Origin of the sequence: Flagellimonas marina (assembly GCF_042651185.1) — a bacterium.
Taxonomy (GTDB): domain Bacteria; phylum Bacteroidota; class Bacteroidia; order Flavobacteriales; family Flavobacteriaceae; genus Flagellimonas; species Flagellimonas marina.
The window spans coordinates 154,066-177,684 of record NZ_JBHSCL010000003.1 but is presented as its reverse complement, the minus strand read 5'-3'; the positions used below and the strand labels follow the sequence as shown (position 1 = coordinate 177,684).

General features: G+C 42.1%; 26 protein-coding genes. 11 read left to right on the top strand and 15 right to left on the bottom strand.

Annotated elements, in window-relative coordinates; all coding sequences use genetic code 11:
• Positions 1-5: 5 nt before the first annotated feature.
• Both ACFOWS_RS03245 and ACFOWS_RS03240 read right to left on the bottom strand, forming a co-directional pair.
• The gene (locus ACFOWS_RS03245; protein WP_379762537.1) at positions 6-722 is read right to left on the bottom strand and encodes a dienelactone hydrolase family protein; all 717 of its coding nucleotides are present in this window, start codon (positions 720-722) and stop codon (positions 6-8) included.
• A gap of 51 nt (positions 723-773) precedes the next feature.
• Positions 774-1,493, bottom strand: a complete 720-nt coding sequence (locus ACFOWS_RS03240) for a peptidylprolyl isomerase (protein ID WP_379762535.1) — start codon at positions 1,491-1,493, stop codon at positions 774-776.
• On the opposite strand from ACFOWS_RS03240, the gene ACFOWS_RS03235 reads away from it, so the two are divergent.
• Together ACFOWS_RS03235 and ACFOWS_RS03230 are read left to right on the top strand one after the other, a co-directional pair.
• Complete coding sequence (locus ACFOWS_RS03235; RefSeq protein WP_379762533.1) at positions 1,492-2,133, top strand: NUDIX hydrolase; 642 nt, start codon at positions 1,492-1,494, stop codon at positions 2,131-2,133. The genes ACFOWS_RS03240 and ACFOWS_RS03235 overlap by 2 nt on opposite strands.
• A 35-nt stretch (positions 2,134-2,168) precedes the next feature.
• Positions 2,169-2,981: a lysophospholipid acyltransferase family protein gene (locus ACFOWS_RS03230; RefSeq protein WP_366590969.1), complete on the top strand. Its 813-nt coding sequence runs from the start codon at positions 2,169-2,171 to the stop codon at positions 2,979-2,981.
• On the opposite strand, the gene ACFOWS_RS03225 is transcribed toward ACFOWS_RS03230, so the two are convergent.
• The 3 genes from ACFOWS_RS03225 to ACFOWS_RS03215 form a co-directional block, all read right to left on the bottom strand.
• Positions 2,978-3,619: a hypothetical protein gene (locus ACFOWS_RS03225; RefSeq protein WP_379762603.1), complete on the bottom strand. Its 642-nt coding sequence runs from the start codon at positions 3,617-3,619 to the stop codon at positions 2,978-2,980. The two genes, ACFOWS_RS03230 and ACFOWS_RS03225, sit on opposite strands and share 4 nt — an antisense overlap.
• Positions 3,620-3,625: 6 nt before the next feature.
• A complete protein-coding gene (locus tag ACFOWS_RS03220; RefSeq protein ID WP_379762531.1) occupies positions 3,626-4,120 on the bottom strand; it encodes an RNA polymerase sigma factor in 495 nt (164 codons plus the stop codon).
• A 73-nt stretch (positions 4,121-4,193) separates the two neighbouring features.
• Positions 4,194-5,621, bottom strand: coding sequence for an amidohydrolase (locus ACFOWS_RS03215; protein WP_379762529.1), 1,428 nt, complete (start codon positions 5,619-5,621; stop codon positions 4,194-4,196).
• A 99-nt stretch (positions 5,622-5,720) separates the two neighbouring features.
• Between ACFOWS_RS03215 and ACFOWS_RS03210 the strand changes: the two genes are divergently transcribed.
• Both ACFOWS_RS03210 and ACFOWS_RS03205 read left to right on the top strand, forming a co-directional pair.
• Positions 5,721-7,031, top strand: coding sequence for an NAD(P)/FAD-dependent oxidoreductase (locus tag ACFOWS_RS03210; RefSeq protein ID WP_379762526.1), 1,311 nt, complete (start codon positions 5,721-5,723; stop codon positions 7,029-7,031).
• A gap of 100 nt (positions 7,032-7,131) precedes the next feature.
• On the top strand, positions 7,132-7,647 hold the full coding sequence (locus ACFOWS_RS03205; RefSeq protein ID WP_379762524.1) for a hypothetical protein: 516 nt from the start codon (positions 7,132-7,134) through the stop codon (positions 7,645-7,647).
• 4 nt (positions 7,648-7,651) lie between these two features.
• Here ACFOWS_RS03205 and xerD read toward each other — a convergent pair whose 3' ends face one another.
• A complete protein-coding gene (gene xerD / locus ACFOWS_RS03200; protein WP_379762522.1) occupies positions 7,652-8,548 on the bottom strand; it encodes a site-specific tyrosine recombinase XerD in 897 nt (298 codons plus the stop codon).
• Positions 8,549-8,752: 204 nt separating this feature from the next.
• Between xerD and ACFOWS_RS03195 the strand changes: the two genes are divergently transcribed.
• From ACFOWS_RS03195 to aroQ, 3 genes are all read left to right on the top strand, one after another.
• Complete coding sequence (locus tag ACFOWS_RS03195) at positions 8,753-9,274, top strand: hypothetical protein (protein WP_379762520.1); 522 nt, start codon at positions 8,753-8,755, stop codon at positions 9,272-9,274.
• Positions 9,275-9,422: 148 nt separating this feature from the next.
• A complete protein-coding gene (locus ACFOWS_RS03190; protein WP_379762518.1) occupies positions 9,423-9,884 on the top strand; it encodes a hypothetical protein in 462 nt (153 codons plus the stop codon).
• A gap of 71 nt (positions 9,885-9,955) precedes the next feature.
• On the top strand, positions 9,956-10,372 hold the full coding sequence (gene aroQ, locus ACFOWS_RS03185; protein ID WP_379762516.1) for a type II 3-dehydroquinate dehydratase: 417 nt from the start codon (positions 9,956-9,958) through the stop codon (positions 10,370-10,372).
• Here aroQ and ACFOWS_RS03180 read toward each other — a convergent pair.
• From ACFOWS_RS03180 to ACFOWS_RS03155, 6 genes are all read right to left on the bottom strand, one after another.
• A complete protein-coding gene (locus tag ACFOWS_RS03180) occupies positions 10,364-10,645 on the bottom strand; it encodes a DUF3817 domain-containing protein (RefSeq protein WP_379762514.1) in 282 nt (93 codons plus the stop codon). The two genes, aroQ and ACFOWS_RS03180, sit on opposite strands and share 9 nt — an antisense overlap.
• An 11-nt stretch (positions 10,646-10,656) precedes the next feature.
• Positions 10,657-12,048 carry a dihydrolipoyl dehydrogenase gene (gene lpdA / locus ACFOWS_RS03175; protein WP_379762512.1) on the bottom strand — a complete coding sequence of 464 codons (1,392 nt, stop codon included), beginning with the start codon at positions 12,046-12,048 and terminating at the stop codon, positions 10,657-10,659.
• 120 nt (positions 12,049-12,168) lie between these two features.
• Positions 12,169-12,705 (bottom strand): DUF1572 family protein, encoded by a 537-nt coding sequence (locus ACFOWS_RS03170; RefSeq protein WP_379762510.1) that lies wholly within the window; start codon positions 12,703-12,705, stop codon positions 12,169-12,171.
• Positions 12,702-13,112: a peptide-methionine (R)-S-oxide reductase MsrB gene (gene msrB / locus ACFOWS_RS03165; RefSeq protein ID WP_379762508.1), complete on the bottom strand. Its 411-nt coding sequence runs from the start codon at positions 13,110-13,112 to the stop codon at positions 12,702-12,704. The genes ACFOWS_RS03170 and msrB (ACFOWS_RS03165) overlap by 4 nt, the downstream gene beginning before the upstream one ends.
• A 13-nt stretch (positions 13,113-13,125) precedes the next feature.
• Entirely contained in the window at positions 13,126-13,617 is a 492-nt protein-coding gene (gene msrB / locus ACFOWS_RS03160; protein ID WP_379762506.1) for a peptide-methionine (R)-S-oxide reductase MsrB, read from the bottom strand.
• A gap of 115 nt (positions 13,618-13,732) precedes the next feature.
• Positions 13,733-14,338, bottom strand: a complete 606-nt coding sequence (locus ACFOWS_RS03155) for a collagen-like protein (RefSeq protein WP_379762504.1) — start codon at positions 14,336-14,338, stop codon at positions 13,733-13,735.
• 132 nt (positions 14,339-14,470) lie between these two features.
• Between ACFOWS_RS03155 and glgB the strand changes: the two genes are divergently transcribed.
• The 4 genes from glgB (at position 14,471) to ACFOWS_RS03135 (ending at position 21,157) form a co-directional block, all read left to right on the top strand.
• Entirely contained in the window at positions 14,471-16,366 is a 1,896-nt protein-coding gene (glgB, locus tag ACFOWS_RS03150) for a 1,4-alpha-glucan branching protein GlgB (RefSeq protein WP_379762503.1), read from the top strand.
• 96 nt (positions 16,367-16,462) lie between these two features.
• Positions 16,463-18,862 carry a glycoside hydrolase family 31 protein gene (locus tag ACFOWS_RS03145; RefSeq protein ID WP_379762502.1) on the top strand — a complete coding sequence of 800 codons (2,400 nt, stop codon included), beginning with the start codon at positions 16,463-16,465 and terminating at the stop codon, positions 18,860-18,862.
• 42 nt (positions 18,863-18,904) lie between these two features.
• Complete coding sequence (locus ACFOWS_RS03140; RefSeq protein ID WP_379762501.1) at positions 18,905-19,714, top strand: M48 family metallopeptidase; 810 nt, start codon at positions 18,905-18,907, stop codon at positions 19,712-19,714.
• A 120-nt stretch (positions 19,715-19,834) separates the two neighbouring features.
• On the top strand, positions 19,835-21,157 hold the full coding sequence (locus ACFOWS_RS03135; protein WP_379762500.1) for an MFS transporter: 1,323 nt from the start codon (positions 19,835-19,837) through the stop codon (positions 21,155-21,157).
• Positions 21,158-21,226: 69 nt separating this feature from the next.
• Here ACFOWS_RS03135 and ACFOWS_RS03130 read toward each other — a convergent pair whose 3' ends face one another.
• From ACFOWS_RS03130 to ACFOWS_RS03120, 3 genes are read right to left on the bottom strand one after another with little or no spacing between them, the layout of a single operon-like run.
• A complete protein-coding gene (locus tag ACFOWS_RS03130; protein WP_366590987.1) occupies positions 21,227-21,952 on the bottom strand; it encodes a head GIN domain-containing protein in 726 nt (241 codons plus the stop codon).
• A gap of 32 nt (positions 21,953-21,984) precedes the next feature.
• Positions 21,985-23,076, bottom strand: a complete 1,092-nt coding sequence (locus ACFOWS_RS03125; RefSeq protein ID WP_379762602.1) for a hypothetical protein — start codon at positions 23,074-23,076, stop codon at positions 21,985-21,987.
• Positions 23,057-23,617, bottom strand: a complete 561-nt coding sequence (locus ACFOWS_RS03120; protein ID WP_379762498.1) for a hypothetical protein — start codon at positions 23,615-23,617, stop codon at positions 23,057-23,059. Before ACFOWS_RS03120 ends, ACFOWS_RS03125 begins: the two co-directional genes overlap by 20 nt.
• Between the last annotated feature and the right edge of the window lie 2 nt (positions 23,618-23,619).

The window sequence follows — 23,619 nt, the reverse complement described above, 5'->3', positions numbered from 1 at the left end:
AAAGCTTATTCAAAAACTTCATTAAGAAAATGGGTCATCCGTTGCCAAGACCTATCATTGGCCAATGGGTTGAACTGCATACCACCATCGGGGTCATTGGCATTGGGATTTGTGAATGCGTGGCCTGTATGTCCAAAGACATCGATTTCCCAAGTAGCATTGCGTTCTGTGAGTTCATACCCCAATGAAACGATGTCTTTTGGAAACGCCATAGGGTCTTCCCACCCGTGAAGCACTAGAATTTTAGCTAGGATGTCGCCTTCATGTTCAATGCCTGGTGGGTCAAAAATTCCGTGGAAGCAAACCACTCCTTTCATATTAATTCCGGAGCGAGCCAAATCCAAGACACATTTTCCACCAAAACAGAATCCAATGGCGCCTACATTTTTGGCATCGGCCATTTCGTTTTTCTTGATGGTCTCCATGGCCAAAAGTATTCGGTTCAGAAGTTCTTGCCGGTCTTCCAACATTTCGTTCATCAAGGCTTCGGCTTCTTCAGCATTTTTAGCCCTTCTGTCCTGACCAAAAACGTCAATGGCGAAGGCTAGATAACCAAGTTTGGCCAATTCCTTGGCTTTGTCTTCTTCAAATTGCGATTGTCCCATCCAGGTATGGGAAACCAACACTACGGGACGTTTCCCTTTTTGGGAATCGTCATAGGCAATTACGCCCTCATAGGATTGTTTTTTGTCTGAGTAAATGAGTTGAGTTGTTTGTATCATTAGTTTGAGTTATTCCATAGGCTGCCTAAATTATAGTATTTTTTCGTTGGTTTACAATACTTCCACTTTAAGAATGTAAACATTTTTCTGCGGCCAGTCCCCGTCTCCAACGGGAACTTGATTAATGGCATCCACTATGTCCATACCCTCAACCACACGACCAAAAGGGGTGTAGGAACCATCTAAGTGGTACGAACCGGGATTGGTGACCACAATGAAAAATTCATACGGGGAAGCCAATTTATGGGGATTGTCGCGCTCACTGCTGGGCATGGATATGGTACCTCTATGGTGCTTGTATCCTTTTTTGGCATCGGGTGGCAGTAGGTATCTGCCAATATCTCCACGCTTTCTTGCCGTTTTGCGGTCATCCGAGTTCCCCCCTTGAATGATAAAATCTTTTACTACGCGGTGGAACTGGGTGCTGTCAAAATACTTTTTTCGTGCCAGATAGATAAAATTGGCCTTGTGGTAGGGCACATCATCATACAATTGAACGATGAAACTGCCCATGGTAGTCGTAATCTTTACCTTATTTTTTTTGAGTTTCTTGGCATAATCAAAAAAGAAATCGATGGCATTTTCCTCATCAAGGACAAATGCATTGTCCTGTTCTTCTTCAGAATCATCTTCAACCTCTTCTTGTTGAACAGAATCAGCAGGAACGGCAGTTTCTACTTTTTGTGGGGTTTTCTTTTTTGGGGATTCACCACAAGAGACGAAAAAAAATAATAGTATACTTGTAATTAAAGCGAATGGTTTTAGCAACATGAATTTTGATGCATTTTGTGAAATAGCTCTAAAATTAAAAAATCTACCTCTTCCCGGAGAGGAATCCCACTATAAAATGTCCCCGACAGAGCGGATTCAGTGGTTAAAGCAAAATAATAATAAGAAAATCAATCCCAAAAGAGCGGGAGTCATGGCGCTTTTTTATCCTGATGCCTTGAGTGAAACCCGTTTGCTGCTTATTCTTCGAAAGACCTATGAGGGTGTGCATTCCAACCAAATTGGTTTTCCGGGTGGTAAGGTTGAAAAGCAGGATACGGATTTGATGGATACCGCCCTTCGGGAGACGTATGAAGAAGTGGGGGTACACCCTGATTCCGTACAAGTGATACGGGCATTGAGTGAAGTTTATATCCCTCCCAGTAATTTTATGGTGCAACCCTATATGGGGATTTATCCAAAGCCACAACCCTTTGTGCCACAGGAAGATGAAGTGGAGCAAGTGGTGGAAGCTTACGTAAAGGATTTTTTGGATGATGCCAACCTCATTGAAGAATTGTTGAGTACATCGTATGCAAAAAATATAAACGTACCCGCTTATAAATTAAATGGTTATACCGTTTGGGGCGCCACAGCCATGATGTTGAGTGAAATCAGGGAGCTTTTACGGCAAGTCCTTTAGCGGCTATTTTGTAAATTTGCCAACAAGAGTTACCCATGGGTCTATTCAAAACAAATCCTTTCGGTCATATTCTGTTCTTAAAACGTTGGTTGATTCGTATTGCGGGTATGATGACGCACCAACGTTATAAAGGATTTAACACCCTTGAAATAGAAGGTTCACAAATTATCCGTGACCTGCCGGAAACCAATGTACTTTTTGTTAGCAACCACCAAACCTATTTTGCGGATGTTGTGGCCATGTTCCATGTGTTCAACGCCAGTTTAAAGGGTAGGGATGACAATATTAAGAACTTGGGGTATCTATGGAACCCTAAACTGAATATCTACTATGTGGCCGCCAAGGAGACCATGGGAAAAAGTTTGCTTACCAAGATTTTGGCCTACGCAGGTTCCATTAGTATAGAACGGACATGGCGAGCTGACGGTCAAGATGTAAACCGACAAGTAAAATTCAGCGATATCAGCAACATTGCCAAAGCACTTGATGATGGTTGGGTAATCACTTTTCCACAAGGTACCACGACACCATGGAAGCCACTTCGTAAGGGTACGGCGCACATCATAAAAAGATACAAACCTGTGGTGGTTCCCGTGGTCATTGATGGATTTAGGCGTTCTTTTGATAAAAAGGGACTTCGGGTAAAAAAGAAAGGTATTTTGCAATCCATGCAAATTAAGACTCCTTTGGAAATTGACTATGACAACGAGTCGATTGATGCTATTTTGGAAAAGTTGGAATATGCCATTGAACAACATCCATCTTTCCTAAAGGTAATCTCCAAGGAAGAATTGGCGGCTTATGAGGAGGAAAACCAAAAAAGGAGGTATAGTTACAAAGGGAATTAAACCTCTAACTTTTTCAATTCTTTATAATTCTGGCGCAACCGCTTCAGCAGTATTCCATACAGCAGTTTGTAGAAAAGCCAAATAAGGAGCAAAAATACCGCGATGAAAACTATGGAGAAAGCAATGGTCATTGCCCAAAACATGGTGGTATTGCCATCTTGCAGGGCTGCTTCCATAATTTTCTTCCCTTCTGGACCGTAGACCAATGTACCATAGGAATAAATCACCGTGTATATTGTAAAAATGCTTAGGTTGAACCAAACGTATTGGGTAACTATTCTTTTAACGGAAAGTATGGTCTTCATCAACTTTTTGGAAGAATCAGTGAAGGAGATTTTACGGTAATTGGTATAGAATCTGTAGATAAAGTATATAATAATGCCGTAATTGATGAAATTAAGCACCATCAAAACACGATAAATGTGCAACGCTTTGAGTTCTTGCATGGACTCAGCATCGCTAAAGATAATGTTGAGCGCAGCCCAAAAGACAAATTCTATGATACTAATGTAAAAAATCCATTTTACTATAGAAGACGACTTTTTCCAGATCATCTTATAGATTTGGTCATAAGACAATTTGGGAAGGTCGGCCTCCTTCTTTTGCCAGTCTTTTTTTAATAGTTCCAATTCATCCACCATAAGCTACGGATTTAGTATGGTTCTTAATTTGTTTTTTACCCGGTTCATTTTCACTCTGGCATTCACTTCGGTGATACCGAGCGTCTCGGCTATTTCTGTATAATTTTTGTCTTCCAGATAAAGAAACACCAGTGCTTTGTCGATGTCGCCCAATTGCCGTACTGCATCATACATCAATTTCAGTTGTCGCTCTTCGGTATCGTCATAAGGATCAGCCTTTATTTTATGTACGACTGAATCATAATCTTGCGTCTTTACCCTTCTTTTCGACTTTCTGTACAGCGTAATGGCCGTATTCAACGCCACTCTATACATCCATGTGCTGAACTTGGAGTCGCCCCTAAATTTGGGGTAAGCTTTCCACAATTGTATCGTGATTTCTTGAAAGAGGTCATTGTGGGAATCCTTGTCATTGGTATAGAGGCTGCACACCTTGTGAACAATATTTTGATTGTTCTCAAGTTCGGTAACAAAACGATGTTCCAGTTCTTTGTTCAAAAGGTTGGTAAGTAGTTTGACTTATTATATGTAGCTACAAAACGCTTTTTGTTACAACAGTATCCAAAAACCTTTATTTGCGATAATCCAAGGCCGGTGGTCTGTTGCCCAACAAAGGAATGTACTTGAAGTCAGCACCCCGGCGTTCCTCAAGTTCTGCCTTTGCAGCTTTTACGGTTTCAGGATTATTAAAAATATCCATAGCAGTAAGCGTTAGTGTCTTGGCAGCTACCATCATACCCTTGGTTCCGATGGATGTTCCGCCAGCAGCTACGGCTTGCCAACTGTGGGCTGGCGTACCGGGAACCCATGTGGCGGTTCCCAACCCTGCGGTAGGAACAGTAAAACTTACATCACCTACATCGGTGGAGCCGTAGGCCCGTGCTTCTTCTTTATACGGTTGAATGTTCTCTGCGGTTTCCATATCCAAGGATTTGGCACCTAAGGTTGTGGATATTTTCTCTGCGAAAGCCTTTTCTTCAGAAGTATAGGTTACCCCTCCAACTTTGGTAAGGTTGTCATACATGATTTTTTGAAGGGTGAGGTTGGGCAAAAGCTCGTGTGTTCCCCCAATCATTTCATATTCCATGGTGGTTCCAGTGCCCAATGCAGCGCCTTCGGCTGCTTTTACAATACGGTCAAAAATATCGATGACCACATCTCTTTTACCATGCCTTGAATAATAATATACTTCAGCAAAATCGGGCACTACATTTGGTGCTTTCCCGCCGTCCGTAATCACATAATGTATTCTGGCGTCCTGCGGAATGTGTTCCCGCATCATATTTACCATGGCGTTCATGGCTTCAACACCATCGAGGGCAGAACGACCTCGTTCTGGCGCTCCAGCGGCATGTGCGGAAACCCCATGAAATCTAAACTTAGCTGATTTGTTGGCCAAGGCAGCCCCTGCGCTGGCTTCATTCTCTGCACCGGGATGCCAGTGTAGGGCAACATCCACATCATTAAAAACCCCTTCACGAACCATATATACTTTTCCTGAACCACCTTCTTCGGCTGGACAGCCATAAAAGCGAATGGTTCCCTGTATTTTTTTGGAAGTAAGCCAATCTTTTACTGCAATGGCTGCGGCTGTAGAAGCTGTGCCAAAAAGATGATGTCCACAGGCATGTCCTGCTGCTTTATCGGCCGATTTCTTCTCGGGAACCGCCTGTTGCGATAAACCGGGTAGGGCATCGTATTCCCCTAAAATGGCAATTACGGGATATCCAGAACCATATTCTGCCTTAAATGCTGTGGGGATACCAGCAATTCCTTTTTCAATGGAGAAACCCGCATCTGAAAGTGTTTTTTGCAATAAGGCCGAACTCTTCTCCTCCAAATATCCCATTTCTGCCAACTCCCAAATCTCATGGGCAATATCACCGTATTTTTGAGTTTTGGCGTTTAAGTCATTCAATACTTTTTCTTCATCTTTTTGGGAAAATACAACAGTTGTGGAAAGTAACAGTGCAATACTGATGGGGAGAATGTTTTTCATTGTATGGAGTTTTTGAGTCAGGTTCTAAATATACTAAAAAACCGACCTTTATATGAAAAAGCCAACCTCGTATTGCGTAATTTTGCAGGTATGTCTGCCATGAATATACCGCAATCAAGCTACCCAAGGGTAGTTATCATAGGAGGTGGTTTTGGAGGAATCGCCTTAGCCAAAAAGCTTAGTAAGAAAGATGTACAAGTAGTGCTTTTGGATAAGCACAATTATCACAACTTTCAGCCCCTGTTATACCAAGTTTCAACAGGTGGATTGGAGCCGGATTCCATTGCCTATCCTATCCGAAAAGTCCTTCAGGGATACCCCAATTTTTTCTTTCGATTGGCCAAAGTGACCAGTGTGGACACCATGGCAAGGGAAGTAAAGACCAATATTGGCGAGATTACCTATGATTATTTGGTAGTTGCCGCCGGTTCAGAAACCAATTTCTTCGGAAACAAAAATATTGAGACCAAGGGCATGGCCATGAAGAGCATTCCCCAGTCCTTGAACCTGAGGAGCCTTATTTTGGAAAATTTTGAGCAAGCACTTCTCACGGATGACCTTCATGAACGGGATGCCTTAATGAATTTTGTGATTGTTGGAGGCGGACCTACCGGTGTGGAATTGGCCGGGGCTTTAGCCGAAATCAAAAAGGGAATATTGCCCAAAGATTATCCCGATTTGGATACCCGTAGGGCGCAAATTAATTTGGTGCAGGGTGGAGACCGAATCCTTCCGGCAATGAGCGAAGTGGCTTCGGCCAAGGCTGAACGTTTTTTGGAGGAGTTGGGTGTGAATGTGTGGAAAAACATTAGGGTCATGGATTATGATGGTAATTACGTAACCACCGACACCAAAACCATTTTTGAGACGGCCACATTGGTGTGGGCAGCGGGTGTGCAAGCAGTTGGAATAAAGGGATTGGACGCCAAAGAATTTTTGTGCAGGGGAAATCGTTTACGAGTAAACCGTTTCCATCAAGTAGAAGGATTCACTGAGATTTTTGCCATTGGCGATGTTGCCCAAATGGAAAGCGAAGATTTTCCGTATGGCCACCCCATGATGGCGCAGCCAGCCATTCAACAAGGTAGAAGCCTTGGTGAAAATTTGGTGCGGTTGGTGGAAGGCCTACCCATGAAACCTTTTGTCTACAAGGACAAGGGAAGTATGGCCACCGTTGGTCGTAACAAGGCCGTGGTAGATATGAAGAGAGTGAAATTCCAAGGTGTTTTTGCATGGTTTGTGTGGATGTTCGTGCACTTGTATTTCTTGATAGGATTTAGAAATAGGGTGGTGGTCTTCATCAACTGGGTGTACAATTATATTCGTTTTGATCGTGAGGCACGGTTGATTATTCGACCGTATAAAAAGCAGAATCAAGAATTGAAAAACCAACTAAATAGGGGTAGTTGATTCACTTTTGGAAACTTCTATAGATTTCTAAGGTTAAAATTTAGCCAACCTTCTTTATTCTTCATGATTGATGTGGTAACTTTTGGGGAAACTACTGGTCATGTCCAAACAGGTTTTTTGTTCAGTAATTTTGGCGTTGCTGATTTTCAGTCAGTGGAATTACGGTCAAATCAACGGGGCTTCTGCAACGCATCAAGAAAGTCCATTGATCATGGAGGGCTACGATTTTCCAACTTTTGACGGGTTGTCCAATTATGCTTGGTTCAAAGTCAACCTTGCTCTTACCCAAAAAACAGAGTTCAGTATTGGTGGGGAACATTATCGGAGACTTTTTGCTGACCGATTTACCATTCCAATTCAGTTAAAGCAATATTTGGACGAAAGAACATATATATTAGGGGGATATCAGCGAGAATGGGATTTAATGAACGGTGGAAAAGGACGTCCAAACCCCATGCCCAGAGAAGATGTGTTTTTTGGAATAGGGCATGATGTGCGGCCCAATATGATGTTGGAAGCCAAAATGGTGACACCCATGGGTGACCCAAAGTTTTATAGTATAGGACTGGAAGGTGTAAAAAACAGTTTTAAGCTGGGTACGCGATTGAAATTTTAAAATATCATTTTCTTGGGTGGTACTCATTTAGGACAGTGGCCAAATGTTTTCGGTTTACATGCATATAGACTTCGGTGGTAGTAATGCTTTCATGGCCCAGCATTTGTTGAATGGCACGGAGGTCAGCACCATTCTCCAATAAATGGGTGGCAAAGGAATGCCGAAAGGTATGCGGACTGATGTTTTTCTTCAATCCAATGGTTTCTGCCAATCGTTTTATGATGGTAAAAATCATGGCTCTCGTGAGCTGTTTTCCCCTTCGATTCAAAAAAATGAAATCATTATGTTCTTTTTGAATGGGCAAATGTGCGCGAACCTCATTTCTGTATATGTTGATGTACTTCTGATTGATATTGCTGATAGGAACAAAACGTTGTTTGTTCCCTTTGCCCGTAACCTTAATGAAATCCTCATCAAAGTACAGGTCGGACAATCGCAAGTTCACCAGTTCAGATACACGAAGTCCACAGCCATATAAGGTTTCCAAGATAGCTCTGTTGCGTTCTCCCTCTGGCTTGGAGAGGTCTATCGCGGAAATGAGGTCATTTATTTCATCAACGGACAAGGTGTCTGGTAACTTTCTGCCAATTTTAGGAGTTTCAATCAAATCCATGGGATTATCAGAACGATAGTCCTCAAAGACCAAATAATTAAAAAACCCTTTTAAACCCGAGATAATTCGGGCTTGTGATCTTGGGTTTATTGCTTTGGCCACATCATAAATGAACTGCTGTACTGTTTCTTGGCCTATTTGTACTGGTGATTCGGAAATATTGTGCTCATCAAGGTAATCCTTTAGCTTTTGCAGGTCCAAACTGTAATTGGAAATGGAATTGGCACTGAGTCCCCGCTCAATTTTTAGGTAGTTTTTATAATCCTGTGATGCTTGTTGCCAGTTCATGGTTTAAAGATAACCACAATAATTTTTGACCACTAGGCTCTTTTTTGGCGATTGGTCAATTGATATGGCTTTTTGGTCAATTTGTGATGGACACGGAAGTCGGGTTTGAATACATTCATCACTTGTTTGACATTAGGTTTTTAACATTTGGAAATACTATATCCATTGAAGACCCGTTTAAATGTTTAGCAAATTTTAACAACTATGAACAAGACATTTTTATTGGTGGTCATAGCAATGATTGCCATTAGTTTTTCGTCAATGGCCCAATATGTGGACCGCACTAATTTTAAAGCCGGATTAAATGCAGGTCTTCCTGTGGGAGATGCCGGGGATGTTTCCAGTTTCAGCCTTGGTTTGGATATCGCCTACCATATTGGGGCCTCCGAATTGTTGGATTTAGGTTTTGCAACAGGGTTTATCAATGCCTTTGGGGATACCACAACCATTTCAGGAGGAGGTGTAAGTGTGGAAACTGAGTTCGAGGACTTTCAGTTTTTGCCAGTAGCCGCATCACTTCGATTATATCCGACCTATGATTTTAAATTGGGAGCCGATGTAGGCTATGCCGTAGGCATAAACGAAGGCAACGAGGGAGGATTTTATTTGAGACCCCTAATTGGATACAACATTACCGGAAACACTGAATTGAACATCTCTTATGTGAATATTAACAATGACGGGAATTTTTCAATTGCAACCTTGGGAATCTTGTTTTTGTTCTGATTATTGTCCAAAGTAGTGGTACATCAGAAATAAATTGAAGCTAGTAAGTACATCAAGATTGAATTATGAATATATAATCATAAACTGTTTATAACCCCAAATCCAAAAACAGTTTGAATCATGAATATTAACCAATAAATACTTAGAAATGAAAAAATTACTGTTTGTTTTTACGATTGTTCTCTTGTTTTCAGTGTCGCTAAAGGCCCAAACCAGTTATAAAGCGGCATTGGGACTGGGGGTGGATGCCATAGATAATGCCACATTTGTTGGTGCCACGGGCAAGTATTTTTTTACCTCCAACCATGTTGGTCAAGCCGATCTGGGTTTTGAGGACAATGCAACCATTATCACGGCATTGTATTCGTATCACAAAGGGTTTGCCCGTGCAGCTGGATTGCGTTGGTATGTGGGGGCAGGACCGAGTATCATCCTTTTGGATGGCGGTGAAAATGGTTTTGCGTTGCGACCTCATGCCGGGCTTGACTTTAAAATGAACGGAGTACCATTTGTCATTAATTTTGACTGGAGACCTTTTATTGGTCTTAGTGATGATTGGGGAAATGAGGTAGGATCCTTTGGCTTTGGTCTGCAATTTGCCTTTAATTGATTGTGAACATAATTAAATGATATGAAGGGCAGGGTATCCTGCCCTTTTCTTTTTATTGTATTTTTAGCCCCATGAAACTAATGATCATCAATGGACCGAATTTAAACCTGTTGGGCAAACGGGAACCAGAGGTCTACGGAAACACAACTTTTGAGGACTACTTCGGAAAATTGAAGCAAAAGTTTCCAAAGGTAGAACTGGAATATTATCAATCTAACATAGAAGGGGAACTTATTCAAAAGATTCAAGAAGTTGGGTTTGATTATGACGGTATCATCTTAAATGCCGCTGCCTATACCCATACTTCTGTTGGAATTGGAGATGCCATTAAAGCAGTGACCACCCCGGTTGTTGAAGTGCACATTTCAAACACACATCAGCGGGAAGAATACCGCCATGTTTCCTACATATCCCCAGTTGCCAAAGGCGTTATTTTGGGGTTTGGACTACAAAGCTATGACTTGGCGATACAAAGTTTTCTAGCCTAAGGGGTCCAAATATTTTTTATCCGCATAAAAGGTTCCGAAGGGTAAAAGGGAGGCTATGAAAAGGACAATGAATCTTTTAATACTCCATTTGTGTTCCCAACAGAACACAACCGCCACTACCACATACAAAATGAAGAGAACGCCATGAGCCATTCCAACCACTTTGTTCGGTTCTGGGATATCGGCCCAATGCTTCAAAGGCATGGTCATGCCAAAAAGCAATAAATAGGAAATTCCTTCAAGAATGGCAGTGGCCCTAAAAAGCTTCAGCATAGTGTTGAGACTTAAAGATGGATTACTTCATCATAAGCATCGGCTACAGCTTCCATAACTGCCTCGCTCATCGTTGGGTGAGGGTGAACAGCCTTTAGCACCTCATGCCCTGTGGTTTCCAATTTACGGGCCACAACAGCTTCCGCGATCATATCGGTAACACCAACGCCAATCATATGGCAACCCAGCCATTCGCCATATTTGGCATCAAAAATCACTTTTACAAAACCATCAGGGGTTCCAGCAGCTTTTGCCTTTCCGCTTACGGAAAATGGAAACTTGCCTATTTTCAGTTCATATCCTTTTTCTTTGGCCTGTTTTTCGGTCAATCCAACTGAGGCTACTTCAGGAATACAGTAGGTACATCCAGGAATGTTACCGTAGTCAAGTGGTTCTACGTGCATACCAGCAATTTTTTCAACACAAAGAATCCCTTCAGCAGATGCTACGTGAGCCAAAGCTTGACCCGGGGTGACATCGCCAATGGCATAATAGCCAGGAATGTTGGTCTGGTAGTAATCGTTTACCAGGATTTTATCGCGATCTACGGCAATACCTACATCTTCCAATCCAATATTTTCAATGTTGGTCTTTATCCCCACTGCGGAAAGTACGATGTCAGCTTCCAATACTTCCTCACCTTTTGAAGTTTTAACGGTAGCTTTTACGCCATCCCCAGAAGTGTCCACTTTGGTAACCTCTGCAGAAGTCATGATTTTCACCCCAGCCTTTTTAAAGCTGCGCTCCAATTGCTTGGATACGTCTTCATCTTCAACAGGAACAATATGGGGCATATATTCAACCACGGTCACCTCGGTTCCCATGGAGTTGTAGAAATAGGCAAATTCAATACCAATGGCACCACTTCCCACAACAATCATTTTCTTGGGTTGTTTTTCCAAAGACATGGCTTCACGATACCCAATCACTTTTTTGCCGTCTTGTGGTAAACTGGGCAATTCGCGGCTTCGGGCACCAGTTGCAATAATGATGTGGTCTGCCGTGTACTCGGCAGTATCACCATGCTCACCTTTTACCAAAACTTTTTTCCCAGGCAGGACCTTACCAAATCCGTTGAGCACCTCAATTTTATTCTTCTTCATCAGGAACTGAACCCCTTTGCTCATTCCTTCCGCAACACCACGACTTCTTTTAACCACGGCACCAAAATCGTGTTCTACGTTTTTAGCGCTTAGGCCATAGTCTTCTGCATGCTTTAAATATTCAAAAACCTGAGCTGATTTCAATAGCGCTTTGGTTGGGATACATCCCCAGTTAAGACAAACACCACCTAAACTTTCCTTTTCCACAAGGGCTGTTTTGAATCCAAGTTGTGAGGCTCTGATTGCAGTAACATATCCTCCGGGACCACTTCCCACAACAATTATATCGAACTTGCTCATTAGATTTTGATTTTAGTTGTTAGCATTGAAGCCTGCTTTATGGCGGGCAGGTGCAAAAGTACGGAATTCAATCCCCAAATCCCAAGTACAACAAAGTCAAAAATCACTTAGTTTGTGAAATCAGATTTTATCCTCGCCAAACATCTTTTTATTGAAGGTCTCAGAGGCTCCTTTTGGAATGGAAAGCGATTTCCACTGTGTGCCTTTTATCATTTTTCCGATAAAAACCAATTGCCCCACATGACTAGCATAATGGGCCAATTGCCGGTTGACGGCCTCTACAAGGGTATGCTCTTCCTTTCTTATTTTGATTTTGGCATCAAAATTCAAGGTTTTCATTTTTTTGAGTGCATCGAACAAGCATTTCCAACCCTTTTCCCAAGCATCGAGCATTTCATTTTTGGTAGTGTAGGGTGCTTCAAATTCCATCTCCCGATTGCGCCAAGGTTTCTCACCATCCTCGGTTAAAAAATTGGTCCACCGACTCAGCATATTTCCTACCATATGCTTCACAATGATGGCAATGGAATTATCCGTGTCTGAATAGGTCCAAAGGATATCATCATCGGTTAGTTGTGCAAAAGTTTTATCGCCCATGGTCTTATACCGATGGAATTCAAAAATGACGTTGGATAGGTAGTTTTCTTGGAAGTTCATTGGTTTTCTGAGGGGTCAAAGCCAATACTGATAGAGTTGATACAATACCGTTGCCCGGTAGTTTCCCGTGGACCATCATTAAAAACATGACCCAAGTGACTGCCACAATTGGCACACACCGTCTCAGTTCGAATCATACCATGTGAAGTATCCCGAATGTATTCAATGGCCCCTTCAACTGCTTGGTCAAAAGAGGGCCAACCGCAGCCACTTTCAAATTTATGTTCGCTTTCAAAAAGTTTGGCGTTACAGGCTTTACAATGGTAATCACCATTTTCAAAATGGAGGTTGTACTGTCCTGTAAATGGGCGTTCGGTTCCCTTTTGGCGCAATACGTAGTATTCTTCTGGGGAGAGTTTTTTTTGCCACTCCTCCTCCGTTTTTCGGATGTCGTATTTCTTGGTCATGTAAGCATTAAAATTAGTTCCCGTCCGGAATGAAGTCCAGAGCCACCCCATTGATGCAATGTCTTTTTCCGGTAGTATTTCTTGGACCATCGTTAAAAACATGCCCCAAATGTCCACCACAGGTAGCGCAGTGTTCCTCGGTGCGTGCAACTCCTATTTTATAATCCACATCATAGGCCACGTTGCCCTCAATTTCACGGTCAAAACTTGGCCATCCAGTTCCAGAATTGAACTTGTGCTCACTTCTAAAAACAGGGGTCCCGCATCCGGCGCAAACATAGGTTCCTTTCTGTTTGTTGTCCAAAAGGTCACTGGTAAAAGCGTTTTCGGTAGCTTCTTTTCTAAGAACATAATATTCCATATCCGTAAGTTCGGCTTTCCATTCCGCATCGGTTTTAGTGACTTTAAAAGTGGTTTCTTGTTTAGATTCCTTTTTTTCTTCTTGCGATGTGCCCTTGCAGCCCACAAAGCCCAAAAGCATGATCAATAGCAATTTTCTTCCCATTTCTTCTTCGTTTGTTGAAATAGACGTGGTTTTTTGCCTATCCTTTCAAAAATACCAAAAAGAAAAGTCCCACGGGCAACCCATCGGACTTTGAAAATTTAGTTTTGGATTGACATTAATTCAATTCCATTTTTTGAACTTGATTTTCCTCGATACCCAAAGCGGACATTACATTTTTAATATTGGAAGTATCCATTTTAGAGGAATTGGCAAAAACGCTGGGTACAAATACAATTCTAAAGATTTGATCGTCCGTAAAATCGGTACTCAAGGTAGATAGGTCAAAGTTACCCTCAATAAAGAGTTCGGCATCAACAAAAGTGTGCTCAAATACATATTGGATGGTCCCTTCGGGAAGGAAAAAGTTTTGAGGGATTTGACTCCAAAGGTCGGCATCACTGCCATCTTGCAAACCAACAGTACCGGCCCAGCGATACACCAAAACAGCATCAGCTTCAAAAACTTCAAAGTCGGTTACATCGCTAAAATTGATAAGGGTGCTGAAAAGGTTTGCATCCCCATCATACCCAAAGTTTACGCCTTCTACTTCCACTACTTGTCCTTGGATGCCATCTGCCCCGTCCAAACCGTCAAGGCCATCAAACCCCGGAGGTCCTGGAGGTCCTGCTGGACCCTCACAGGCTGCGGTAAATAATACGAGCAAGGCTCCGATAATTGTGTTGAATTTATTCATGATTTTGGATTTTTGATTTGTTTTCATTTTTTTCTGTTTTTCAATAAAAATCAAAAAGCATTCCATTTTTTCAAAAGAACTGGATTTATTTGATAGGATTCAGCTAAAATCGTAATCTTGAGCAAAGATGTGTTATATTGTAAATGTTAAATGTAGTTTATGTCCAACGTAATTGTCCATAGTTTATTTTCAGAATTTGATATCAATCTTTTTAAAACCGGAAAGCATTTTCGACTTTATAATAAATTGGGGTCACACCTTATTGAGGTTGATGGGGTCAAGGGGACTTATTTTGCCGTTTGGGCCCCTTCGGCAAAGTCAGTATCGGTGATTGGTGATTTCAATTACTGGAATGCAGGGGAGCATGAACTCAATGTTCGCTGGGATGCAAGTGGAATTTGGGAAGGCTTTATTCCCGGTGTGGACAAAGGCACCAAATACAAGTATAAAATTCATTCGCACAACAATGATATTTGGACCGAAAAAGCTGACCCATTTGCACGATTCTGTGAGCATCCCCCCAATACGGCTTCACTTGTCTGGGATGCGCCTTATGACTGGAAGGATAAGAAATGGATGGACACCCGCGAGGAAAAAAATGGTCTGGACAAACCGTATTCGGTCTATGAAGTTCATTTGGGCTCATGGAAAAAGAAAAATGGCTGGGAATCGCTCACATACATTGAAATGGCGGACCAGTTGGTGGACTATGTGGACAAAATGGGATTCACCCATGTGGAGTTCATGCCTGTGATGGAATATCCGTACGATCCTTCATGGGGGTATCAAATCACCGGATATTTTGCACCTACCTCCCGTTTTGGAAAACCAGAGGATTTTAAGGTTTTGGTGGACAAGTTCCACCAAAAAGGAATAGGAGTAATACTTGACTGGGTACCGTCCCATTTTCCAGAAGATGCCCACGGTCTTGGTTTTTTTGATGGCTCTCATTTGTATGAACACCCAGACCGAAGAAGGGGATACCACCCCGATTGGAAAAGTTTGATCTTCAATTACGGAAGAAATGAGGTGAGGGCCTTTTTAATCAGCAATGCCATTTTTTGGTTGGACCACTACCATGTTGACGGACTTCGGGTCGACGCCGTGGCTTCCATGTTATATCTGGATTATTCACGTGAAGATGGCGAGTGGGAACCCAACATGTATGGAAATAATGAGAATTTAGAGGCACTTTCCTTTCTTCGGGAGATGAACCAAGAGGTCTATGCCAGTTTTAAAGGGGTACAGACCATTGCAGAGGAATCAACGGCATTTTCTGGAGTTACCAAACCTGTACATTTTGGCGGATTGGGCTTTGGCATGAAATGGATGATGGGTTGGATGCACGATACCTTGGAGTTCTTTAAAAAAGAACCCATTCATCGTTCGTATGATTTAAATGACATCACCTTCAGTATGACTTACGCATTTACTGAAAACTTTGTGTTGCCGTTTTCGCATGATGAGGTGGTGTACGGGAAACAATCACTTTTATACCGAATGCCAGGGGATGAGTGGCAACGTTTTGCGAATCTGAGGCTCTTATTTGGATACATGTTCACGCACCCAGGAGGTAATCTGTTGTTTATGGGCGGTGAATTTGGTCAATCTTCAGAATGGAATTTTCAAGAAAGCTTGGCTTGGCATCTTACCCAATACGATTTTCATTCTGGAATTCAAGAAGTTATCAAGGATCTTAACAAGTTATATAAAAGCAATCCTGCACTGTATCAAAAACAATTCAGTTCGGAGGGGTTCCAATGGATTGAGTATAACGATAAGGAGAATACCGTGATAACGTACCTTAGAAAAGGTGAGGATCCCAAAGATGACCTGATTATTGCGTGTAATTTTACGCCTGTACCCCGCGAAAATTATAGGGTTGGAGTGCCCAAGAGTACTCAACTGAAACTGGTTTTTAATAGTGATGAAACCAAATATTCCGGAAGTGGAATAGGTAAGAAAACCCTGAAACCCTCAAAAACTTCATGGAATGGGCATCCTCAATCGGTTGTAATGACACTTCCCCCTTTAGCCGTAGTAGTTTACAAGTAGTGAACAAACTATAACGTTGTAGTTGGGTTCTTGTTCAAAATATCTTTTTATTTTGTCAAGGTAAAGTATTTCTTTTGTCAGTCTGATAAGCCAGCTATGATTACCAACACGGAAATTGAAAAGAGAGGGAATCAGGTTCCCAACCATATAGTCGATTTCAAGCAGGAAAACGACAAACTATATTTTACCACACAGAACGGGGTAATTTTGCAAGTGACCATATTGCGAGACAGTGCCATTCGTTTTAGATATGCCACAGAATACGTTTTTGAACCCGACTTTTCCTATGCCATCAGTGAAGATGTAAGTTTAGGTTATAATGAACTTGATGTCAAGGAAGAAATCCCAGAGTATGTCATCACAACCTCCAAAATTAAAATCTATATCAACAAGGCAGACCTAAAGGTTCAAATTGTAGATTTGGAAGACATGGTGATTCTGGAAGATGAACTCGGTTTTCATTGGGAAGAGAATTACGATTACGGGGGCAACATTGTAAAAATGAGCAAGACCTGTCATTCCGGTGAAAGCTATTACGGAATGGGAGACAAGGCGTCCCATACCAACCTGAAAGGAAAACGGGTGAACAATTGGGTTACGGATTCTTATGCTTATGGCAAGGACCAAGAACCGCTTTACAAAGCCATTCCCTTTTATGTGGGCCTTAAGGAAGGCGCTGCATATGGAGTTTTCTTTGATAACTCCTTCAGTACCTATTTTGATTTTGCCAACGAGAAACGCAATGTGACCAGTTTTTGGGCCGATGGGGGCGAGATGAACTATTATTTCTTCTATGGGCCAAAAATGAGCCAGGTGGTTGAAGCTTATACGGATTTGACCGGAGTACCTGAGCTTCCGCCGTTATGGGCATTGGGCTTTCATCAATCCAAATGGAGTTACTACCCAGAAAAAAAAGTAAAAAAGATAGCCTCAACTTTTAGAAAACTCAATATCCCATGTGATGCCATTTACTTGGATATTGATTATATGGAAGGCTTCCGCTGCTTTACGTGGAACAACCGATACTTCCCGAATCCAAAAAAAATGGTCGAAGAGATGGAAGAGGATGGCTTTAAGGTCATTACCATGATCGATCCAGGGATTAAAATAGACCGAGATTATTGGGTGTACCAACAAGCCATGGACAATGGCTTTTTCTGTAGACGTGCCGATGGTCCTCACTTTAAAGGAAAAGTCTGGCCAGGGGAATGCAAATTCCCGGATTTTACAGACCCTGAAGTCCGCGAATGGTGGGCAGGCCTGTACAAAGAAATGATAGCCGGAATGGGTGTTAGGGGTGTATGGAACGATATGAACGAGCCTGCCGTTATGGAAGTCCCTACAAAAACGGCCAATTTAGATGTCCGCCATGATTATGATGGCCATCCTTGCAGTCATAGAAAAGCCCACAATGTCTATGGAATGCAGATGGTTAGGGCCACCTATGAGGGGGTAAAGAAGTTCACCTTTCCTAGAAGACCTTTTGTACTTACCCGTGCGGCATACGCAGGAACCCAACGGTACTGCGCCACATGGACGGGTGACAATGTGGCAACCTGGGAACATTTATGGATTGCCAATGTGCAGATGCAACGAATGTGTATGAGTGGATACTCTTTCGTTGGGTCTGATATCGGAGGTTTTGCAGAGCAACCCAACGGCGAACTATTCGCTAGATGGGTACAGTTGGCCATATTCCATCCATTTTGTAGAGTACACTCCAGTGGTGACCACGGTGATCAAGAACCTTGGTCTTTTGGGGAGGAGATTACCAATATAGTTCGAAAATACATCGAACTAAGGTACCAGCTATTGCCCTATTTGTATACCATGTTCTACAAGTATATCAAAGAGGGAATGCCCATGCTTCAATCCCTAGTGTTCTATGATCAAGAGGATACCCAGACCCATTTTAGGACGGATGAGTTCCTATTTGGCGAAAAAATATTGGTATGTCCAGTCCAGGAACCCAATGCCCAGGGCAGAAGAATGTATTTCCCAAGAGGTAAGTGGTACAGCTATTGGACAGATGAGGTAATTACTGGAGGTATGGAAAAGTGGGTGCCTGCTGAGATTTACAAGATTCCACTGTTTGTAAAAGAAGGCGCTATGATTCCAAAGTATCCGGTTCAGCAGTATGTTGGCGAAAAAGAGATCAAGGAACTACGGATTGATGTCTATTACAAGGAAGGACTTGAAACATCAACCGTGTACGAAGACCAACAAGACGGGTATGATTATAAAAAGGGACGTTTCAGCCTAAGAAACTTTAGGTTGCGAGGAAAGCCAAATGAAGTGATTATTCAACAGTTCAAAGATGGTAACTTTATTACTCCATATGAAAAATTCCAGTTGTATTTCCATGGTTTGCCCTTTGAAATTGGAATGGTGGAACTGGACAATGAGGAGGTAGACCCAAAAGACATTAAATTGAACGGAAGCAACTCCATTGAGGTGAGCAAGGATTTTACGGCACTCCATATTTTTGGAAAATAATTTTGTAATTTCCCTACTACTAAACACTATTAAAAATTACGTATGAAAAGGTTGATTTTGACAGTGGCTGTATTCTTTGCGGTTGCTGCATGCAAGACAAATCCGTTTACGGGAAAAAGCACTTTGAATTTTTATCCCAATAGTCAAATCTTTCCCATGGCGTTTGCTCAATATGATCAGTTTTTGGATGAAAATAAAGTAATCACGGGCACATCAGACGCGCAAATGATAACAAGGGTAGGTCAGCGTATATCTTCTGCTGCTGAACGATGGTTGGATGCCAACGGATACCCGGGATACCTGAAGGATTATAAATGGGAGTACAATCTGGTGGATGATGAAACGGTGAACGCATGGTGTATGCCCGGAGGAAAAATCGTCTTTTATACAGGAATACTTCCCATTACACAGAATGAAACAGGCGTAGCAGTTGTTATGGGGCATGAGGTGGCCCACGCCTTGGCCGATCACGGTGCGCAACGTATGAGTGCCGGAATGCTACAACAGATAGGAGCTGTTGCAGGAAATGTGGCCATACAAGACCCCGAGAAAAGAAATATGTTTAACCAAGCCTATGGATTGGGCTCAACAGTAGGGGTGATGCTACCCTTTAGCAGAAGTCATGAGACTGAAGCGGACCGAATAGGATTGCAGATTATGGCCATTGCCGGCTACAATCCAGATGAAGCAGCCCAACTTTGGCAGCGTATGAAAGCGAAGGCGGGAGGACAGGCACCACCGGAATTTTTGAGCACACACCCATCCAATGATACCCGAATCAGCAATTTAACGGCATGGGCTCCGGCCGCAAAACAAGAAGCCCGTAAATTTGGGGTGACATCATTCAAATAAATTGGGATTCAACAAAAACCAAAAATGTCATTTAGAGCTACCGGAAAATCCAGATCACCAAAAGAAAGGGTTTCCGCACAGTTTCAAATGACATTTTCTTTTTAACCAACCACAACCACTATGGCGCAAGTACTGGCATTAAAAGGAAGCAAGAAACTATTGAATGCGTGGGCATTTTACGATTGGGCCAACTCGGTCTATAGCTTGGTCATTTCTTCTGCGGTCTTCCCCATTTTTTACGGAGCCTTATTCCGCGTGGCAGGGATTGAAAAAGTGACTGTTTTTGGTGGTGAAATAGCCCGTGCACCCTTGATCAGTTATGTGACCTCCTTGGCTTTTGTGTTCATAGCTATTGTAACCCCATTGGTGTCCGGTATTGCAGATTATATGGGGAACAAGAAGATTTTCCTGAAGTTTTTCTGCTACTTGGGTGCCCTTTCCTGTATTGGTTTGTACTGGTTCTCCTTGGAAAACATTTATTTTGGGTTAACCTGCTATTTCTTTGGATTAGTAGGCTTTTGGGTCAGTTTTGCTATCAATAATTCATATCTACCAGATATAGCCTATCCCGAACAGCAAGACGGCATTAGCGCTAAGGGGTTTTCCTTGGGCTATGTGGGCAGTGTTATTTTGTTGGTGTTCAATTTGGCTATGGTCATGCAGCCTAATGTTTTTGGAATTACCGATAGTGGGGGAGAAGTTGCTGAAATCAAGGCCATGAAATACTCTTTTATTTCTGTGGGTATTTGGTGGATTCTTTTTAGCCAATACACCTTTACACATCTTCCTAAAGGCTATAAGCGGGAAGGAGAACGAAAAAATATTATCATGAACGGGTTTCAAGAACTCCAAAGTGTTTGGAGACAATTAGGAAATCAAACCCGGTTGAAACGCTATTTGGGAGCCTTTTTTGTATACAGTATGGCCGTACAGACTGTAATGTTAATAGCCACTTATTTTGGTGAGGAAGAAATAGCTTGGGGGTCCGATAGTGAACGAACCACAGGACTCATTGTGAGTATTTTGGTCATTCAGATTGTGGCCATTTTAGGAGCTACACTTACCGCAAAAGCTTCTGGTAAGTACGGAAACATTAAAACATTGATGGTCATAAACTGTATTTGGGTAATGCTTTGCGTGTACGCCTATTTCTTGCAAACCCCAATGGATTTTTATATTGCTGCTGGTTTGGTGGGTATGGTTATGGGTGGTATTCAAGCCCTTTCAAGATCAACGTACTCCAAATTTTTGCCAGAAACAACGGACACAACTTCTTTTTTCAGTTTTTATGATGTGGCTGAGAAGATAGGGATCATCATAGGAACCTTTATGTACGGATTTGTCTCTCAGGTAACCGGAAGCATGAGGAATAGCATTATATTTTTAGGACTTTTCTTTTTAATGGGAATATTTCTGTTGGCACGGGTCAACCACAAAGAATAGGGTTCCAAAAAAAAGCCCCGATGATAATCGGGGCCCTTACGTTTTTTGATTGGTAGTGATAAACTCCTTTTAACCTTTGGAAATGTCTCCAGACCCAGAGGACTTACTATTGATTTTCTTTGGATTTCCACGATAATGGATGTCCCCAGACCCAGACACCCGGGCATCTATGGATTGATTGGCGGTAACTTTTATATCTGCAGAACCTGAGACCGCAGCCGTAACAAACTCCGCCTCCAGATCATACGCCTTAATATCACCAGACCCAGAAACCTGAACTTTGAAATCTGTGGTTCTTCCAGAAAGGTTAATATCCCCGGAACCAGAAAGGGATGCTTCAACACTTTGGGCTTCAACGGTAAGGCTAACATCCCCAGAACCTGCAATCCGAGTGCTAAAATTGTTGGCTTTGATTGTGGTTTGCCCAACAATATCTCCAGAACCGGATAGTGAAACTTCACTAATGGACTCAACAGGAACGGTTATGTGAATTCCCTTACCCCATGTGGAGGGCCTAAGATTGAGTCCTTTTTCCACCTTAATCACCAAGGTTCCATTCTTAACTTCTGTTTTAATGTGCTCCAATAGGTTGGATTCTCCCTCAAGGGTAATCTCACCTTCATTACCGTTCACCAAGTCAACATCGAACCAGCCGGCCAAGGCAACACCATCATAATTCCCAACTGAGCGTTCAATGGTTACATAATTTCCATCCCCTTTAATTCTTCTGCCCCACTGGGCGCTTGTAATGGCAACTGTACAAAGTGCCAATAGTAATGTGATACCTTTTTTCATGACTTTGGTTTGTTTATTGTTTTTGATATGATTTAATTTTTAAAAAATGTGATGCCTCCGTAATCGGTGGTGATGTTGATCTTGTTCCCGGAGTTTTCTTTTCCGTAATAGCCTTTGTAATATTTTTCGTTGGATTTTTCCCTGCTGATATTGATTTCAAAATCGTCTTTTCCACTCACGCCAGCGTATTCCGCCACAATCTCGAAATCAAAGTAATATTCAGGATGGTATCCAATTTTTATTCCTGTATAATCGGTTCTAATTTCCACGTTTCCGGCATCCGGGGCCAGCTCATCAATCCGCAGGGAACCATAATCACTGGTGATGCTCACATTTCCGTGGACCTTTCCCAGTTTTACTCCGATGTAATCGCCATTTCCATTCACATTTTTCACTTTGTGGGCCTCTAGCGACCCATAATCGCTTGAATAGTCCAAATTGCCCATCTCCTCGATTACGGCATTGGTATAATCCGCTTTTACAGTAAGGTCTCCAGCTTTTTCAACAGTAAAACCAGAATAATCTGCAACAATTTCGGCGCTGTTTATGTAGCCAAAATGGGATCTAGAAGTATAATCGAATTTAAGTTCATTGTTTCTTCCGCGAAGTTCCCCGGCATCTATTTTACCATAATCGCACTTGATTTTGGCATGGCCATCAATACGATCTAAAAAGATATTGCCATAATCATTGCTGAGATTAACGCTGTTCTTCACGGGCAATTTAATGGTGTAGTTTACCTGTACATTGACGTTTCTGCGTTTGCCCCAGTTCCATCCCCAGCTATTACCACGATCACCAAAAAGAGTTCTGGCAGACACCATACTGGAACTGTTCTCAAAATCAACATCAATTTCATTCAACCGATCTTGTACACGATCCTCATCGTTACCGTTGGCTTTTATATGAACCTCTATCAGTACCCTGTTTTCGTTCCACGAGGTAATGTTGAGGTTACCGTAGCTGTTGTTCACCTTGAAAAGGGCATCTGAGTTTACATTGAACTCCCGTTTTATGGTCTTTTCTTTGGTATATTTCCCATTCATGCCATCGGTAAGTGCGCTCATCGTTAGGGGAAAGAGCGTCATGGCCAAAAGGAACCTCTTAAATAGTAATGTTTTCATCATTGTACGATTTTAAATTTTTAATATTCTCTATTTGGCTCAAAACATCTTTTAAAAGATCAATTCTCGTTTGGAAGTTAAATATCATGGCGTTCAAAATAATCTTACTATCTCCGCCATTAACAAGGTCTTGTTCCAAACTTTTATAATCTTTTTCCAATTTTTTCAGTTGCAATAATGTGTCATCCACCAATCTTGCAGTTTCGGGGGATTTTTCATTTTTCAATTGGGCCACCTGCTCTTCAATGAGGTTGGCAAAATAGAACTCGGTTTGCGACACTTCCGGGGAAATCTCTACAACCTGTTGCTCTATGCTGGGATTTGTGTTGAAAACCTGAAAGGCCAATACCCCAATGATTGCAATGGATGCCGCAATGGATAGGGGTTTCCACCAACTTGTCTTTTTACTTTGAATGGAAACCGTACCATGGGCTTGGTTCAGTTTTTCCAAAAAACGATCTTGGTGTCCATTTTGTGGTTCTTCAAGGTCTAACTGTCCTTGAAGCCTATTAAACAATTGATCTAATTTATCTTCCTTCATGG

Excerpts from the sequence above, each read along its gene's own strand:
- ACFOWS_RS03235 (WP_379762533.1), top strand. The coding sequence starts at position 1,492 with ATGAATTTTGATGCATTTTGTGAAATAGCTCTAAAATTAAAAAATCTA.
- ACFOWS_RS03130 (WP_366590987.1), bottom strand. The coding sequence starts at position 21,952 with ATGAAAAAAGGTATCACATTACTATTGGCACTTTGTACAGTTGCCATT.
- ACFOWS_RS03155 (WP_379762504.1), bottom strand. The coding sequence starts at position 14,338 with ATGAAAACAAATCAAAAATCCAAAATCATGAATAAATTCAACACAATT.
- msrB (WP_379762508.1), bottom strand. The coding sequence starts at position 13,112 with ATGACCAAGAAATACGACATCCGAAAAACGGAGGAGGAGTGGCAAAAA.
- ACFOWS_RS03215 (WP_379762529.1), bottom strand. The coding sequence starts at position 5,621 with ATGAAAAACATTCTCCCCATCAGTATTGCACTGTTACTTTCCACAACT.
- ACFOWS_RS03205 (WP_379762524.1), top strand. The coding sequence starts at position 7,132 with ATGTCCAAACAGGTTTTTTGTTCAGTAATTTTGGCGTTGCTGATTTTC.
- ACFOWS_RS03180 (WP_379762514.1), bottom strand. The coding sequence starts at position 10,645 with ATGCTGAAGCTTTTTAGGGCCACTGCCATTCTTGAAGGAATTTCCTAT.
- ACFOWS_RS03170 (WP_379762510.1), bottom strand. The coding sequence starts at position 12,705 with ATGAACTTCCAAGAAAACTACCTATCCAACGTCATTTTTGAATTCCAT.
- ACFOWS_RS03230 (WP_366590969.1), top strand. The coding sequence starts at position 2,169 with ATGGGTCTATTCAAAACAAATCCTTTCGGTCATATTCTGTTCTTAAAA.
- ACFOWS_RS03240 (WP_379762535.1), bottom strand. The coding sequence starts at position 1,493 with ATGTTGCTAAAACCATTCGCTTTAATTACAAGTATACTATTATTTTTT.
- xerD (WP_379762522.1), bottom strand. The coding sequence starts at position 8,548 with ATGAACTGGCAACAAGCATCACAGGATTATAAAAACTACCTAAAAATT.
- ACFOWS_RS03210 (WP_379762526.1), top strand. The coding sequence starts at position 5,721 with ATGAATATACCGCAATCAAGCTACCCAAGGGTAGTTATCATAGGAGGT.
- ACFOWS_RS03190 (WP_379762518.1), top strand. The coding sequence starts at position 9,423 with ATGAAAAAATTACTGTTTGTTTTTACGATTGTTCTCTTGTTTTCAGTG.
- ACFOWS_RS03140 (WP_379762501.1), top strand. The coding sequence starts at position 18,905 with ATGAAAAGGTTGATTTTGACAGTGGCTGTATTCTTTGCGGTTGCTGCA.
- lpdA (WP_379762512.1), bottom strand. The coding sequence starts at position 12,048 with ATGAGCAAGTTCGATATAATTGTTGTGGGAAGTGGTCCCGGAGGATAT.
- ACFOWS_RS03145 (WP_379762502.1), top strand. The coding sequence starts at position 16,463 with ATGATTACCAACACGGAAATTGAAAAGAGAGGGAATCAGGTTCCCAAC.
- glgB (WP_379762503.1), top strand. The coding sequence starts at position 14,471 with ATGTCCAACGTAATTGTCCATAGTTTATTTTCAGAATTTGATATCAAT.
- msrB (WP_379762506.1), bottom strand. The coding sequence starts at position 13,617 with ATGGGAAGAAAATTGCTATTGATCATGCTTTTGGGCTTTGTGGGCTGC.
- ACFOWS_RS03120 (WP_379762498.1), bottom strand. The coding sequence starts at position 23,617 with ATGAAGGAAGATAAATTAGATCAATTGTTTAATAGGCTTCAAGGACAG.
- ACFOWS_RS03195 (WP_379762520.1), top strand. The coding sequence starts at position 8,753 with ATGAACAAGACATTTTTATTGGTGGTCATAGCAATGATTGCCATTAGT.
- ACFOWS_RS03135 (WP_379762500.1), top strand. The coding sequence starts at position 19,835 with ATGGCGCAAGTACTGGCATTAAAAGGAAGCAAGAAACTATTGAATGCG.
- aroQ (WP_379762516.1), top strand. The coding sequence starts at position 9,956 with ATGAAACTAATGATCATCAATGGACCGAATTTAAACCTGTTGGGCAAA.
- ACFOWS_RS03245 (WP_379762537.1), bottom strand. The coding sequence starts at position 722 with ATGATACAAACAACTCAACTCATTTACTCAGACAAAAAACAATCCTAT.
- ACFOWS_RS03125 (WP_379762602.1), bottom strand. The coding sequence starts at position 23,076 with ATGAAAACATTACTATTTAAGAGGTTCCTTTTGGCCATGACGCTCTTT.